The sequence below is a fragment of the Kitasatospora arboriphila genome (assembly GCF_039528095.1).
Taxonomy (GTDB): Bacteria; Actinomycetota; Actinomycetes; order Streptomycetales; family Streptomycetaceae; genus Kitasatospora; species Kitasatospora arboriphila.
Genome location: NZ_BAAALD010000139.1, coordinates 1 through 14,048, shown reverse-complemented (window position 1 = coordinate 14,048; position 14,048 = coordinate 1). Strand labels below are relative to the sequence as shown.

At 74.6% G+C, this 14,048-nt stretch carries 12 protein-coding genes; 9 read left to right on the top strand and 3 right to left on the bottom strand.

The window, feature by feature from the left end; translation table 11 throughout:
• The 9 genes from ABD353_RS36950 to ABD353_RS36910 form a co-directional block, all read left to right on the top strand.
• Positions 1–1,881: hypothetical protein (locus tag ABD353_RS36950; RefSeq protein WP_344628109.1), on the top strand; the 1,881-nt coding region annotated here is incomplete at its 5' end.
• Between the two features lie 126 nt (positions 1,882–2,007).
• Entirely contained in the window at positions 2,008–3,093 is a 1,086-nt protein-coding gene (locus tag ABD353_RS36945) for an MFS transporter (RefSeq protein WP_425555328.1), read from the top strand.
• Entirely contained in the window at positions 3,090–5,387 is a 2,298-nt protein-coding gene (locus ABD353_RS36940; RefSeq protein WP_344628108.1) for a molybdopterin oxidoreductase family protein, read from the top strand. Before ABD353_RS36945 ends, ABD353_RS36940 begins: the two co-directional genes overlap by 4 nt.
• Positions 5,388–5,391: 4 nt before the next feature.
• Entirely contained in the window at positions 5,392–6,009 is a 618-nt protein-coding gene (locus ABD353_RS36935) for a 4Fe-4S dicluster domain-containing protein (RefSeq protein WP_344628107.1), read from the top strand.
• Positions 6,006–6,602 (top strand): Rieske 2Fe-2S domain-containing protein, encoded by a 597-nt coding sequence (locus ABD353_RS36930; protein ID WP_344628106.1) that lies wholly within the window; start codon positions 6,006–6,008, stop codon positions 6,600–6,602. Before ABD353_RS36935 ends, ABD353_RS36930 begins: the two co-directional genes overlap by 4 nt.
• Positions 6,599–6,955 carry a DUF6755 family protein gene (locus tag ABD353_RS36925; protein ID WP_344628105.1) on the top strand — a complete coding sequence of 119 codons (357 nt, stop codon included), beginning with the start codon at positions 6,599–6,601 and terminating at the stop codon, positions 6,953–6,955. Before ABD353_RS36930 ends, ABD353_RS36925 begins: the two co-directional genes overlap by 4 nt.
• 437 nt (positions 6,956–7,392) lie before the next feature.
• Positions 7,393–8,448: a LacI family DNA-binding transcriptional regulator gene (locus ABD353_RS36920; protein WP_344628104.1), complete on the top strand. Its 1,056-nt coding sequence runs from the start codon at positions 7,393–7,395 to the stop codon at positions 8,446–8,448.
• A gap of 296 nt (positions 8,449–8,744) precedes the next feature.
• Positions 8,745–9,761, top strand: coding sequence for a LacI family DNA-binding transcriptional regulator (locus ABD353_RS36915; RefSeq protein WP_344628103.1), 1,017 nt, complete (start codon positions 8,745–8,747; stop codon positions 9,759–9,761).
• A gap of 142 nt (positions 9,762–9,903) precedes the next feature.
• A complete protein-coding gene (locus ABD353_RS36910) occupies positions 9,904–11,652 on the top strand; it encodes a discoidin domain-containing protein (RefSeq protein ID WP_344628102.1) in 1,749 nt (582 codons plus the stop codon).
• 74 nt (positions 11,653–11,726) lie between these two features.
• On the opposite strand, the gene ABD353_RS36905 is transcribed toward ABD353_RS36910, so the two are convergent.
• From ABD353_RS36905 to ABD353_RS36895, 3 genes are all read right to left on the bottom strand, one after another.
• Positions 11,727–12,503 (bottom strand): polysaccharide deacetylase family protein, encoded by a 777-nt coding sequence (locus ABD353_RS36905; RefSeq protein ID WP_344628101.1) that lies wholly within the window; start codon positions 12,501–12,503, stop codon positions 11,727–11,729.
• 101 nt (positions 12,504–12,604) lie between these two features.
• Positions 12,605–13,282 (bottom strand): DUF6445 family protein, encoded by a 678-nt coding sequence (locus tag ABD353_RS36900; protein ID WP_344628100.1) that lies wholly within the window; start codon positions 13,280–13,282, stop codon positions 12,605–12,607.
• A gap of 97 nt (positions 13,283–13,379) precedes the next feature.
• Positions 13,380–13,901, bottom strand: coding sequence for a DUF6584 family protein (locus ABD353_RS36895; protein ID WP_344628099.1), 522 nt, complete (start codon positions 13,899–13,901; stop codon positions 13,380–13,382).
• Positions 13,902–14,048: the final 147 nt, after the last annotated feature.

The window sequence follows — 14,048 nt, the reverse complement described above, 5'->3', positions numbered from 1 at the left end:
CGGCCGGGGCCGCCCCCCGGCGGCCCGCCGCGCGAGGACGCGGTGCAGAGCGACGCCGAGGAGGTCCTGGTCGTCAACTACCGCCGCCTCGCCCGGATCGCCTACCTGGTGCTGCCCGCCGGGGCCGACCGCCGCCGGCGCCTGCTACGCGCCCACGCCGTCACCCAGCGCGCCCTGGCCGGCCCGCCCTGGCACCCCGCCGCCCGCCGCGGCCCCGCCGAGGAGCTCTACGAGGAACTGCGCGACCGCGTGGTGCGCCGCGCCCTCGGCGCCGCCCACCGGCCCGGCGACCGGGCCGTCCGGCTGCTGCCGCAGGTCTGGGGCCTGCGGCTGACCACCACCGACGGCGGCCCGGCGGCCGTCGCCCTGGACCGCGCCCTCGCCGCACTGGGCCCGGCCGGACGCGCCGCCTACGCGCTGCGCGCCGTGGACGGCCTGCCGCCCGCCGAGGTCACCGCCGTCCTCGTCCGGGCCGGCGGGACACGCCCCGCCCGGGCCCGCCGCGAGGCCGCGGCCGTCCCCGCCGACCTCGCCGCCCAGTGGGACGGCGAGCGCTTCGACCCGTGCACCGTACGCGTCCAGCTCGCCGACCTGATCCGCCGCCTGCGCGCCGCCCGGATCGCCGCCGCCGCCCTGCTGCTCCTGCCGTTCGCCGTCGGTGCCCAGATGCTCCGGCACGAGTCCCGCGCGCCCGCCCTCCGGCTGCCGAGCTCCGACGCGGTCACCGCGGCCGGTCCCGACACCCTCGTCCGGGCCGACCCCGGGCTGTGGCGCCGCACCGCCCGGCTCGACCACACCGCCTGGCCCGCCCGGGGCGACCGCACCGGCGACCGCGCCCTGCTCGGCCTCGCCCTCGCCGTCTGGGACGGCCCCGCCCCTGGCACCGGACCCACCGGCCGCGAACCCGCCGGCCTCGAACCCGGCACCGCCGCCGGCCCGCCCGCCGCACCCCCGCAACTGCTCTACGCCGGCAGCGTCGACGGCGACGAGGTCGTGCTGCTCTCCGACGGCGGCCGGATCGCCCGCTGGACGGACGGCCGCGGCCTGCAGCTCGCCCGCGCCGACGACTCCGACGTCACCACCGCCGCCGCGCTGGTGCTGCACCGCACCGGCGACGCCGTCCGCTACCTGCTCGCCCCCTGGATCTCCGAGGCCTCGCTGCGCAGCCTCCGCGCCCCCGACACACCCGCCCGCCCGCTCGGCCGGAGGGACGGCGTCACCGACCCGGTGCCCGCACCCCCGACGGACGGCTGCCAGGACCTCACCGCCCTGCAACTGCGCTCCTCCCGCGAGGTCGCCGAGAACCACGCCTTCCTGCTCGCCGACCTCGGCGGCCTCGCCCCCGCCCACCTCACCTACACCCCGCCGCCCACCACCGGGGCCGCCCGCGCACCCCGCGAGGCCACCGGGAGCGAGGCGCTGACCACCTGGGCCCGCACCGTCTGCGCGATCCCGGAGCGCGCCCCCGGGGTGAAGGCGCTGAACGCCTGGGCCTTCGCCGTCCAGTCGCTGCCCCAGCGGGCCGGCACCGCCACCTGGGTCTGCCTGCGCACCGACCGCTGGAACGGCACCGGCTCCGCCGCCACCGAACTGCTGCTGCCCGGCGCCGCCGAACCGGCCAGGACCGGCTACGCCGAGGGCCGCGGCTGCAGCCGCTTCGACCAGGACACCGTGGCCTGGAGCCGGTGGCGTGCCCCCGACGGGCACGACCTGCTGCTCGCCGCCGCCAGCCGCCGCGTCGTCAGTCTCACCGTCCACGAGCCGGGCGCCGCCGACCGCTCCGTCCGCGACCGCACCCTGGCGGTCGACCTGCCCGGCCCGGACCGGCCCACCGTGGAGGGCGCCCGGGCGGACGGCACCCCCGTCCGCCCGCTGCCCTGACGGGCCCGCCGCGGGCACCGCCGGCGCTCACCCGCCCGGCCGCCCCGGCGGGCCGCGAACGGCCGCGCCGCATACGGTCGTCGGGACCCCTGCGGACACGGCCGGACACGACGACGGGAGGCCCGGGTGGCCACGACCAGCCTGCCGGAGGAGGCACCGCCGGCACCCCCGCCCGAGCCGGCACCGCCGCGGCGGGTCGCCCTGCGGGCCTTCCTGGCCGCGACGGGCGTCTCGCTGCTGCTGATCCTCGCGATCGTGCTCGGCAGCCGCGGACTGCGCGACTTCGACTCCGCGCTGGTGCCCTACGCCGTCGCCACCGTCTTCCTCACCTTCGGCGTCGTCCACCGCTACACCGTCTGGATCTCCGCCCCCGCGGCCGCCCGCCTGTTCCGCCAGGGATGGCGCGCCGCCCTCTCCTGGCACAACCTGCGCCGGCTGCCCACCGCCCTGCCCCGGCTCGCCGTCACCTACCTCGGCTTCCAGAAGTTCCTCGGCGCCCGCTCGCACGCCCGCTGGGCCGCCCACCAACTCCTCTTCTGGGGCTGCCTGCTGGCCGCCGCGATCACCTTCCCGCTGACCTGGGGCTGGTTCACCTTCACGGCAGTCGGCCCGGACGGCCCCGGCTACCGGATGCGGCTGTGGGGCATCGAGGTCTTCGGCTTCACCTACGACAGCGCCCTCGGCTGGGCGCTCTACCACGGACTCGACCTGGCCGCCGTGATGGTGATCGGCGGCAGCGGCTACTTCCTGTGGCGCCGGATGCGCGACCGGCAGGCCGTCACCGGACAGCGCTTCGGCTACGACCTCGTCCCGCTGCTCGCCCTGATCACCGTCTCCGTCACCGGGCTGCTGCTCACCTTCTCCGAGATCGCCCTCCAGGGCGGCGGCTACCAGTTCCTGTCCGTGCTGCACATGGCGTCCGTCGTGCTCGCCCTGGTCTACCTGCCCTTCGGCAAGTTCTTCCACATCGTGCAGCGCCCCGCCGCCGTCGGCATGCAGCTGTTCAAACTGGTCTCCCGCACCGACGGCGAGATCCTGCACTGCCGCAACTGCGGCCGGCCGATCGACACCGCCGCCTACGTCGCCAACCTCCGCGGCACCATGCGCGACCTCCACCTCGACTTCGACAGCTGGGCCGAGACCTGCCCCCGCTGCAAACGGGTGCTGCGCGGCGGCGCCTACCTCTCCGAGGTGAAACGGGGCTTCCGGTGACCGACTCCGCCCGCCGCATCGACCCGGTGATCGCCCCGCCCGGCACCCGCGGCTTCCGTGACGCGGGCGGCCTGCCGGCGGCCGGCTGGCGCGCCGACCTCGGCGACGAGACCCTGGTGCCCACCCACTGCTGCTTCTGCGGCGTCCAGTGCGGCATGTACCTGCGCGTCGCCGGCGGCAAGGTCTTCGGCGTCGAACCCCGCAACCACGACATCAACCGGATGCGGCTGTGCCCCAAGGGCCTCAACGCCTACCAGCAGGTCAACCACCCCGACCGGCTCACCGCCCCGCTGCTGCGCCGCTCCCGGGGCGAGCCCTTCCGCGAGGTCGGCTGGGAGGAGGCCCTCGGCCACATCGCCGAACGCATCCGCGCGATCCAGGCCGAGCACGGCCGGGACGCCTTCGGCATGCTCGGCGGCGCCAGCCTCTTCTCCGAGAAGACCTACCTGGTCGGCAAGTTCGCCCGGGTCGCGCTGCGCACCCGGCACGTCGACTACAACGGCCGGCTCTGCATGGTCAGCGCCGCCGGCGCCAACAAGCTCGCCTTCGGCATCGACCGCGCCGCCAACCCGTTCGCCGACATCCTGCAGACCGACTGCCTGCTGATCGCCGGGGCCAACGTCGGCGAGTGCTTCCCGGTGATGACCCAGTACGTGTGGGGCGCCCGGGACCGCGGCGCCGTGCTGATCATCGTCGACCCGCGGCAGACCGCGGTCGCCCGCACCGCCGACGTGCACGTGGCGCTGCGCTCCGGCACCGACTCGGCCTTCTTCAACGCGGTGCTGAACACCGTCGTCCGCGAGGGCCTCACCGACGAGGCCTTCCTCGCCGCGCACACCAGTGGCTGGGACGAGGTCCGGGCGGCCGTCGCCGCGTACACCCCCGAACGGGCCGCGGAGATCTGCGGGATCCCCGCCGAACAGGTCGTCCAGGTGGCACGGCTGTTCGGCAGCGCGCCGCGGGCCATGGCCTGGCACGCCCGCGGCATCGAGCACCACACCCAGGGAGTGGAGAACTGCCTCTCCGTCATCAACCTCTGCACCGCCACCGGCAACCTGGGCCGCCCCGGCTGCGGCTACGGCACCATCACCGGCCAGGGCAACGGCCAGGGCGGCCGCGAACACGGGCAGAAGGCCGACCTGCTGCCCGGCGGACGGTCCATCCTCGACCCGGTGCACCGCCGGCAGATCAGCGAGATCTGGGGCATCGACGAGGCCGAACTGCCCACCGCCGGAACCTCGATGATGGAGATGGTGCACCAGATGCGGCGCTGCGAGATCCGCGGCCTGCTCGGCGTCTGCAACAACCCCTTCGTCTCGCTGCCGCACCACTCCGTGGTGAAGGAGGGCTACGACACCCTCGACTTCCACGTTCAGCTCGACTTCTTCCTCTCCGAGACCGCCGCCAACGCGCACGTCGTGCTGCCGGTCACCACCTGGGCCGAGGACGAGGGCGTGATGGCCAACGCCGAGGCCCGGGTGGTCAAGCACAACAAGGCCCAGGACCCGCCGCCCGGCGTGCTCACCGACACCCGGGTGCTCTGCGAACTCGCCGAACGCCTCGGCGCCGGCGACAAGTTCCGCTTCGCCGGCTCCCGCGAGGTCTTCGACGAACTGCGCCGCGCCTCGGCCGGCACCGTCGTCGACTACCACGGCATCACCTACGAGCGGCTGGAGGAGACCGGCGGCATCGCCTGGCCCTGCCCCTCCGTCGACCACCCCGGCACCCCGCGGCTGTTCGAGGACGGCCGCACCTACCACCCGGACGGCAGGGTGCACCTGCAGGTCGTCGAATGGCACCCGCCCGCCGACCCGTACGACGACGAGTACCCGATGACGCTGACCACCGGGCGCACCGTCGCGCACTACCTGTCCGGCAACCAGACCCGGCGGCTCGGCGGACTGGTCGAGCAGACCCCGCGGCCCTGGGTCGAGGTGCACCCCTCGCACGGCTTCCGCACCGGCGACGCCGTCCGCGTCGTCACCCGCCGCGGCGCGACCGTGCTGCCCGCGCTGGTCACCGAGGCGATCCGGGCCGACCACGTCTTCGTGCCCTACCACTGGCCGTACCCCGTCGCCGCCAACCAGCTGACGATCGACGCCCTCGACCCGCGCTCCAAGATCCCCGAGTACAAGGTGTGCGCCGTGCGGATCGAACGGGCCGAGCACCTCGACGAGGTGCCCGCACCGCCCGTGCCGCCCGGGCACACCGCCTACCCGGAGGCCCAGGCCTCACGCACCGACCCGCTGCCGCCGACCGCCCCGCAGGGGCGCGGCACCGCCGAGAGGGGCTGACCGGATGCTCGGCAGGACCGTCTTCATCGACCCCGGACGCTGCATAGGCTGCCAGGCCTGCGTCTCCGCCTGCCGCGAGTGCGACTCGCACCGCGGCAAGTCGATGATCCACCTCGACTACCCCGACGAGGGCCACTCGGTGGCCTCGCTGCCCACCCTCTGCATGCACTGCGAGGACCCGGTCGCGCCCTGCGCCCAGGTCTGCCCGGCCGACGCGATCCTGATCACCGCCGACGGCGTCGTCCAGGAGGCCGACCCCACCCGCTGCATCGGCTGCGCCAACTGCGTCAACGCCTGCCCGTTCGGCGTCCCCAAGATCGACCTCGACGCCAAGCTCCAGATGAAGTGCAACCTCTGCTACGACCGCACCTCCCGCGGACTGGCCCCGATGTGCGCCACCGTCTGCCCGACCGGCGCCCTCTTCTACGGCACGGTCGAGGAGCTCCGGGCCGAGCGGCCCGGCGTCGAGGTCTCCACGCAGTTCAGCTTCGGAGACGCCGAGGTGGCCACCGGCGTCGCCGTCGTGGTGCCGGCCGAGCGCCGCGCACCCGTCCCGGGCGGGCTGCTGCCGCTCGTCGAGGTCAACGGGCGGCCCACGCCCGGGAACGGAGCCCCGCGATGACCGACCCGTCGGACACCGGGGGGACCCCGCTCGAACACGCGGCGCTGGTCGACCGGATCTCCGCCGACTCCCTCACCACCCGCCGCGACTACCTGCGGATCGTCGCCACCGTCTCCGGCGGCCTCGCCGTCGGCTCCACCGTCGTCGCCGCCGGCGTACTGCCCCGGCACGGCGACGGCACCGCCACCCCGCTGCGGATCGCCGACCGGATCGGCCGCGGCCAGGCCGTCTCCTTCTCCTACCCCGGCGAGGACGACCGGGCGATCGCCGCCCGGCTCTCCGACGGGACCCTGGTCGGCTGGTCGACGATCTGCACCCACCTCGCCTGCGGTGTCGTCCGCCGGCCCGACCACGGCCGCGACGGCGACCTGTACTGCCCCTGCCACGAGGGCGAGTTCGACATCCGCACCGGGGAGGTCACCGCCGGGCCGCCGCCCCGGCCGCTGCCCAGGGTGCTGCTCGTCGAGGACGCCCGCGGCGCCGTCTGGGCGGTCGGCACCGCCCGCTCCGGCGAGGACCCGCAGGCCGGCCTCTGCCGCGGCCTGCGCGAGCGGGACCCGGACCTCGCCGACCGGATCGGCTGCGACTCGTGACCGCCCCCGAGGAGTACCACGCCGGCAGCGAACAGCCCGGCCTCAACCGGCCGCTGCACGAACGCTACCCGCAGATCCGGGCGACCAGCGGCTACGCCGACCCGCGGGTGCACTCCCCGGGTCCGGGGCCCGGCGCGGGCGGCGAGCACGAGCCGGAGCGCTCCTCGATGCTCAGCGCCAGGGTCGCACTCGTCTGCACCGTCGTGATCGGTCAGCTCTGGGCACTGACCGTGGCCACCGACGCCTGGATGGAGGGCCGCACCGGCACCGCCTGGTGGTGCACCGGGTTCTCCGCACTCTCCTTCCTGGTGGTGCTGGGCGTCTGGTGGTACGCGCCGCGCCAGGACCGGTAGCCGGCCCCGGGACGGCCGGCGGCGGGCTCGGCCGGGCGGTGCGGCCACGCAGTCGAGGACGCGCCCGTCCACCGTGCCGACGACCGGCCGTCCCGTCCCGGTCGCGGCCGGCGCGGGCGCCACGACGGGGATGCCGTCCACCGCGAGGTCGGTGCGCGGCAGCACCGCGCCGGTCGCGGCGTCCAGCCCGACGAGCCCGCCCGAGCGGAGGGCCGCCCGGGCAACCCCACCGGCGTCCTCCAGCGCGGTCAGCGCCGCGTTCACCGGCCACCCGGCGGTGACGGCGAGCCGCCGGCGGAGGTCGTCGAGCCCGTGGACGCCGACCCGGTCCGTGGGCCGGTCGCCGACGGCGCGGCCGGGCCGGCCGGGCGGCACCCGAACGGCCGGTTCGGGAGGCGGGGGCGGGCTGCCGCACTCCACGGGGTATAACTGGCAGCGTGACCACCGATCTGCCTCCCTCGACCAGACCCGTGACACTGGAGCACGTCGCGAAGGTGGCCGGCGTGTCCCGGGCGACCGTCTCCCGGGTGGTGAACGGCAAGTCCACCGTCGACCCGGAGCTGCGCCGGATCGTCGAGGAGGCCGTCGCCGCGACCAACTACGTGCCGAACTCCGCGGCCCGCTCGCTCGTCACCCGGCGCACCAACTCGGTGGCGCTGGTGGTCTCCGAGGCGGAGCGCCGCGGGCAGCCGCTCGACCCCTTCGTCGGCCGGATGTTCACCGACCCGCACTTCGGCCGGGTGGTGAGCGGCGTGATCCAGGTCCTGCGGCCCCAGGGGATGGCCATGGTGCTGATGCTGGCCGACGACGCGGAGTCGCGCGGCCAGCTGCAGGGCTACCTCCGGCAGGGCCACGTGGACGGCGTGATCCTGGTCTCCTCGCACGCCTCCGACCCGCTCCCGCAGTGGCTCACCGAGGCCCGCATCCCGGCCGTACTGGCCTCCCGGCCCGCCTCCTCCGCCTCGATCGCCTACGTCGACGTGGACCAGCGCGAGGGCGTCCGGCTGGCCGTCGACCACCTCGTCGGACTCGGACGGCAGCGGATCGCCACCATCAGCGGACCGCTGGACATGCCGGCCAGCCGGGAGCGGCTCGACGGCTTCCGCGACGCGCTCGCGGCGCACGGACGCGGCGAGGCCGTCCACGTCGAGGGCGACTTCACCCAGGACGGCGGGGCCGCGGCGATGCGGGCGCTGCTGGAGCGCGCGCCCGACCTGGACGCGGTGTTCATCGCCTCCGACCTGATGGCCCTCGGGGCGCTGCCGGTGCTGTCGCGCAGCGGGCGGCGCGTCCCGGAGGACGTGGCGGTGATCGGTTTCGACGACAGCAGCGCGGCGCTGGCCTGCGACCCGCAGCTGACCACCGTGCGGCAGCCGGTGGAGGACATGGCGGCCGAGATGGCGCGGCTGGTGCTGCGGCAGATCGCGGAGCCGGCGAAGACGATGCCGATGGTGGTGTTCCGGCCGACGCTGGTCGTACGGCAGTCCGCCTGAGGGTGCACCACCAGGGGTGCGTGGGGACACCTCCCGGTCGAAGGCTGGGGGAGCACTGCGCAATCCAGGGGTGGGTGTCACAACGGCACGGGCCAAGCCTTGATTCCTACGGCGGCCCACCTCGGATTGCGCAGTTCCCCGCGCCCCTGGGGTGCACCCACGCCGGAGAGCGTTTTCTCCGTTCGAGTCAGTAGTCAGGTGCACGCCCATTGACACCGGAGGTTTTTCGGGGGCACTCTCGTGGCGCTGGTGAGAGAGCGCTCTCTCGACATCGTCGGTCCTGAGGAGGACGGCTCGTGGACCTGACCGCCCCGGAGTGGCACCGGCCGACCCTGGAGGACGTGGCCCAGCGGGCCGGGGTGTCCCGGGCCACCGCCTCCCGGGTGGTCAGCGGGTCGCACCCCGTCAGCGAGCGCCGCCGGTCGGCCGTGCTGCGGGCCGTCGCCGATCTGCAGTACGTGCCCAACCAGGCCGGCCGTTCGCTGGTGAGCCGCCGCACCGGCTCCTACGCGCTGGTGCTGCCGGAGGGCATGGGCCAGGTCTTCTCGGAGGGCTTCTTCCCCACGCTGATCCGCGGGGCCACCGCGGAACTCGAGGAGTCCGACGAGCAGTTGGTGATCCTGCTGGCCGGGTCGGCGGCCGGCCGGCGGCGGATCGAGCAGTTCGTGCGGGGCGGCCACGTGGACGGCGTGGTGCTCGCCTCGGTGCACGACCGCGACCCGCTGCCCGGGTTGCTCGCCGGCACCGGCGTGCCCGTGGTCTGCTGTGAACGGGCCTACGGCGATGTGCAGTTGCCCTGTGTGGGCGTGGACAACGCGGGCGGTGCGGCCGCCGCCGTCCGGTACCTGAAGAGGATCGGCCGCACCCGGATCGCGACCGTGGCCGGGCCCTCGTCCACGCCGGCCGGGCAGGACCGGTTGGGCGCCTACCTGCGGGAGACCGTCCGGGGGCACCGCCGTCCGCTGGTCGCCGAGGCCGACTTCACGGTCGAGGGCGGGCGGGCCGCCACCGCCCGGCTGCTGGCGGAGGAGCCGCGGATCGACGGCCTGTTCGCCGCCTCCGACCTGATGGCCGTGGGTGCGCTGGAGGCGCTGCGCCGGGCGGGCCGACGGGTGCCCGAGGACGTGGCCGTGGTCGGTTTCGACGACGTGGACTGCGCCCGCACCGCCGAGCCCGCGCTCACCACCGTGCACCAGCCCATCGAGCAGCTCGGCCGCCAACTCGTGCGCCTCGTGCAGCGGTTGGCGGCGGGGGAGGAGGCCGGACCGGCGCTGGTGCTGCCCACCGCACTGGTCCTGCGCGACTCCGCCTGACCGCTCCCCCCCACTCCGAGGACGGCCATGGACCACACCCGCACGCAGCCGCCGGCCCGCGGACCGCCCGCGCCGGCCGCACCGCCCCACCCGTGCACCGCAGTACCGACTCCGCACCACCCCCACCCAGCTGGAGTTCCCCATGACCACCGCACCACCGGCCGCCGCGGCGCGCCCCCACCGGGTGCTGACCCGGTTGCTCACCGCCCTCGTCCTGGCCCTCGGCGCCCTGCTCGTGCCGTTCGCGCCGGCCGCCCCCGCGGCGGAGAGCCTGCTCTCGCAGGGCAAGACCGTCACCGCCTCCTCCACCGAGAACGGCGTGGCCTTCCCCGCCTCGGCCGCCGTCGACGGCAACGCCGGCACCCGCTGGTCCAGCGCCTTCGGCGACCCGCAGTGGCTGCAGGTCGACCTCGGCGCCACCGCCACCGTCAGCCGGGTCGTCCTGCAGTGGGAGGCGGCCTACGCGACCGGCTTCAAGCTGCAGACCTCCGCCGACGGCAGCACCTGGACGGACGTCTACACCACCGCGAGCGGCACCGGCGGCACCCAGAACCTCACCGTCAACGGCACCGGCCGCTACGTCCGGATGTACGGCACCGCCCGCGCCACCCAGTACGGCTACTCGCTCTGGGAGTTCCAGGTCTACGGCACCCCGGGCGGCGGCACCGGCGGCGGCGACGTCCAACTCTCGTACGACAAGCCCGCGGTGGCCTCCAGCAGCCAGAACGACGGCGGCTGCGGCAACTGCACCCCGAGCAAGGCGGTCGACCAGGACCCGGCCACCCGCTGGGCCACCTCCGCCTGGAGCGACCCGGGCTGGATCTACATCGACCTCGGCGCCACCGCCACCGTCCACAAGGTCGTCCTGCAGTGGGACCCGGCCTACGCCACCGCGTACAAGCTGCAGGTGTCGGGCGACGCCGTCAACTGGACGGACATCTACTCCACCACCACCGGCAAGGGGTTCAAGGAGACCGTCTCCAACCTGAACGGCACCGGCCGGTACGTCCGGATGTACGGCACCACCCGGGTCAGCCAGTACGGCTACTCGCTCTGGGAGTTCCAGGTGTTCGGCACCGGCGGCAGCCCCGTCACCCCGCCGCCGCTGCCGCCGAACCCGACCTTCCCGGCCGGCCGGCTGGTCTTCGGCGACGAGTTCAACGGCTCCAACGGCACCGCGCCGGACGCCGGCAAGTGGACCACCGACCCCGGAGCGGGCGTCAACAACGAGCTGGAGTACTACACCACCGGCAACAAGAACCTCTACCAGGACGGCACCGGCAACCTGGTGATCGAGGCCCGCAAGGAGGTCACCCCCGGATCGGCCTGCCCGCGCGACCCGCTCTCCGGCAGCACCGTCTGCCAGTACACCTCGGGCCGGATCAACACCTCGGGCCACTTCGACTTCACCTACGGCCACGCCGAGGCGCGGATCAAGGTGACCGGCACCCAGGGCCTGTGGCCGGCGTTCTGGATGCTCGGCTCCGACTTCAAGACCGGTACACCGTGGCCGTACTCGGGTGAGATCGACGTGATGGAGCACGTCGGCAAGGTCGCCGACTCGGTGTACTCGACGCTGCACGCGCCCGCCTACAACGGCGCGGGCGGGTACGGCTCGCCGTACACCCTGGCGGGCACGGACTTCGCCAACGCGTTCCACACCTACGCGGTGGACTGGGACTCGGCCCACATGACGTTCTACGTGGACGGCAGCGCCTTCTTCACCGTGGACCGCACCGCCCTGGAGGCCACCCGCGGCCCCTGGGTGTACGACCACCCGTTCTACCTGATCCTCAACAACGCGGTGGGCGGTGACTGGCCGGGCGCGCCCGACGCCACCACCGTGCTGCCGCAGAAGATGCTCGTGGACTACGTCCGCGTGTACCAGTAGGAATCCCTGCGGTAGCGGGAACCGCCGGCCCGGGCCTCGTCGCGAGGTCCGGGCCGACGGTGCCCGACCGGCCGTCAGGGGCGGTACACCGCGCCCGGCTGCGGGGCCGCCGGGGCGAGCAGCTGAGAGACCGTCACCACGGTGTAGCCGCGGCGGTGGAGTTCGGCGAGGATGCCCGGCACGGCCGGGACGGTGCCCGGGTAGATGTCGTGCAGCAGGATGATGCCGTCGCGGCGGACCTGGTCGAGCACCCGCTGCCGGATCAGCGCCGAGTCGTTCGTGTCGTAGTCCTTGGCGGTGACGCTCCACAGCACCTGGGCGACGCCGAGTTCGGCGCAGATCCTCGACACGTCCTCGTCGGTGCGGCCCTGCGGCGGGCGCATCAGCACCGGGCGCTTGCCGGTGATGCGCTGCACCGCGTCCTGGGTGAGGGAGATCTCCTTGCGGGCCTCGTCAGGCGCGATGTCGGTGAGGATCCGGTGCGTCCAGGTGTGGTTGGCCGGCTCGTGCTCCTCCGCGACGATCCGCCGGACGGTGTCCGGGTGCTTCTCGACGTGGTTCTTGCCGAGCATGAAGAAGGTCGCGTGCGCGTTCTCCTGCTTGAGGACGTCGAGCAGCTTCGGCGTGTACTCGCTCGGGCCCGCGTCGAAGGTGAGCGCCACGCAGGTGGCCCTCCGGCAGTCGACGCCCGGCACGGCGGTGTCCTGGGAGACCGCCGAGGCCCGGTCGCGGGCCTCCTTCGGTGCGGTGGTGTCGGACGAGGCGCAGCCGCCCACGGCCAGGGCGGTCGTCACCGCCGTGAGCAGAGCCGGTACCGTGCGCCTGCGAAGCCTCTTCCCGGCCGTCGTCATGGAGCCCCTCCCCTCGGACCCGCCCCCGGTCGGAGACGTGTTCGAGTCAGACCCTAGACGTACTTACATACCGGGTATACGGAGGGTGTCGAGGGCGCGGATCAGGCCATCCAGAAGAAGACCGCGGTCATCCGCTTGTCCTCCAGGGTGCTGCCCCAGTAGCCGGTCGCGGTGTGGATGATGTTGGCGCTGTAGAGCAGCAGCCGGTTGAAGCGGTGCGGGACGCGGACGTCCTCGACGAAGGCGTTCGAGGGGACGAAGCGGGTGCCCAGGGCGTCGACCAGGTTGTTGTGCGGCGCGGCGACGATGTTGCCGCCGAGCGCGCCGTTCGGCATCTGCTGGCGGTAGAAGCTGGTGCCGCAGTCCTTGGGGGCCGAGGGGTTGAGGTAGAGCACGGCGGCGTAGCGGCAGACCAGCCGCGAGTCGGTGTGCGGGCGCGGCTCGCACTCGTCCCGGCCGACCACCTGGATGCAGTTGTGGTTGACGGTGGCGCCGCCCGGCCCGGTCTCCGGCCAGATCCGGCGGGCGCCGGTGGCCTGCATCACCAGGGCCTCGACGTGGGCGAGTTCGTCCGGCTCCAGACCGGGCATGGTGCGCAGGCCCGGCCAGGTCTCCGGCTTGTGCGGGTACCCCTCGCTCCAGTCCTGGCGGGCCAGCGTGCGGGTCCGGACGGCCTCCGCGTCCGGCAGGACGTCGTCGAAGACCCAGTAGTCGCGGCCACGGGTCGGCTTGCGGTACGGCAGCACCGGGATCGCCGGCGTCCGGGGGAGGGGTGACATGGCCCCGACGGTAGCGACGGGCCCCGGCGCACCTCGCCCGTGATCAGGTCAATTGTGTGTCAAGCCGAGCCCAAGGCGGTGGCCTGCGGAGACGGCGTCAGAGCAGCCACCGCACGGCGGTGACGGCGCCCAGCACGGCGAGGCCGAGCAACAGCAGGCCGAGCAGGGCGAATCCGGCACAGAACAGGGTGCCGTCGTCCTGCTCCGCGGCGGGGCCGGCGGCCCCGCGGGCCTCCTCCCGCACGTCCCACCAGCGGGCCGGCCGCCCGAGTTGCGCGGAGGCGGCCTCGCGGACCTCCGCGAGCCGGGCCCGGGCGGTCGCGGTCGGTGCCCGGTGCTCCGGGCCGCGCCAGGCCAGGGCGGCCATCCGCCGCACCGGGTCGGCGTAGCGGGCCTCGAAGGCGGCCGTCTCGGCCGGGTCGCGCTCCTCGTCCAGGTACGCCCAGCGGCCGGCCTGGGCGGGTTCGCCGTACAGCCGGTAGACCTCGGCGAGCCGCCGCCGGGCCGTCAGGTCGGCCGGGCAGGAGCCGACCAGCCCGCGCAGGCGCTGGAGGGCGACGGGTGTCCGGCCGGCGCGGAGGTCGGCCTCGGCCCTGGCGAGGGTGGTCTCGACGGTCACCGGAGCATGCTCGCGGACGGTGCGGAACAGGTCAAAGGGGTTGTTCCGGCCGATCGCGACGGGCCGGGCGGGGCGCCCCCGGGGTCGGGCCGGGGGTTGGCGAGGTCGCGGCCGCGGTCCCAGCCGACGATCCGCCGGTTCAGCTTC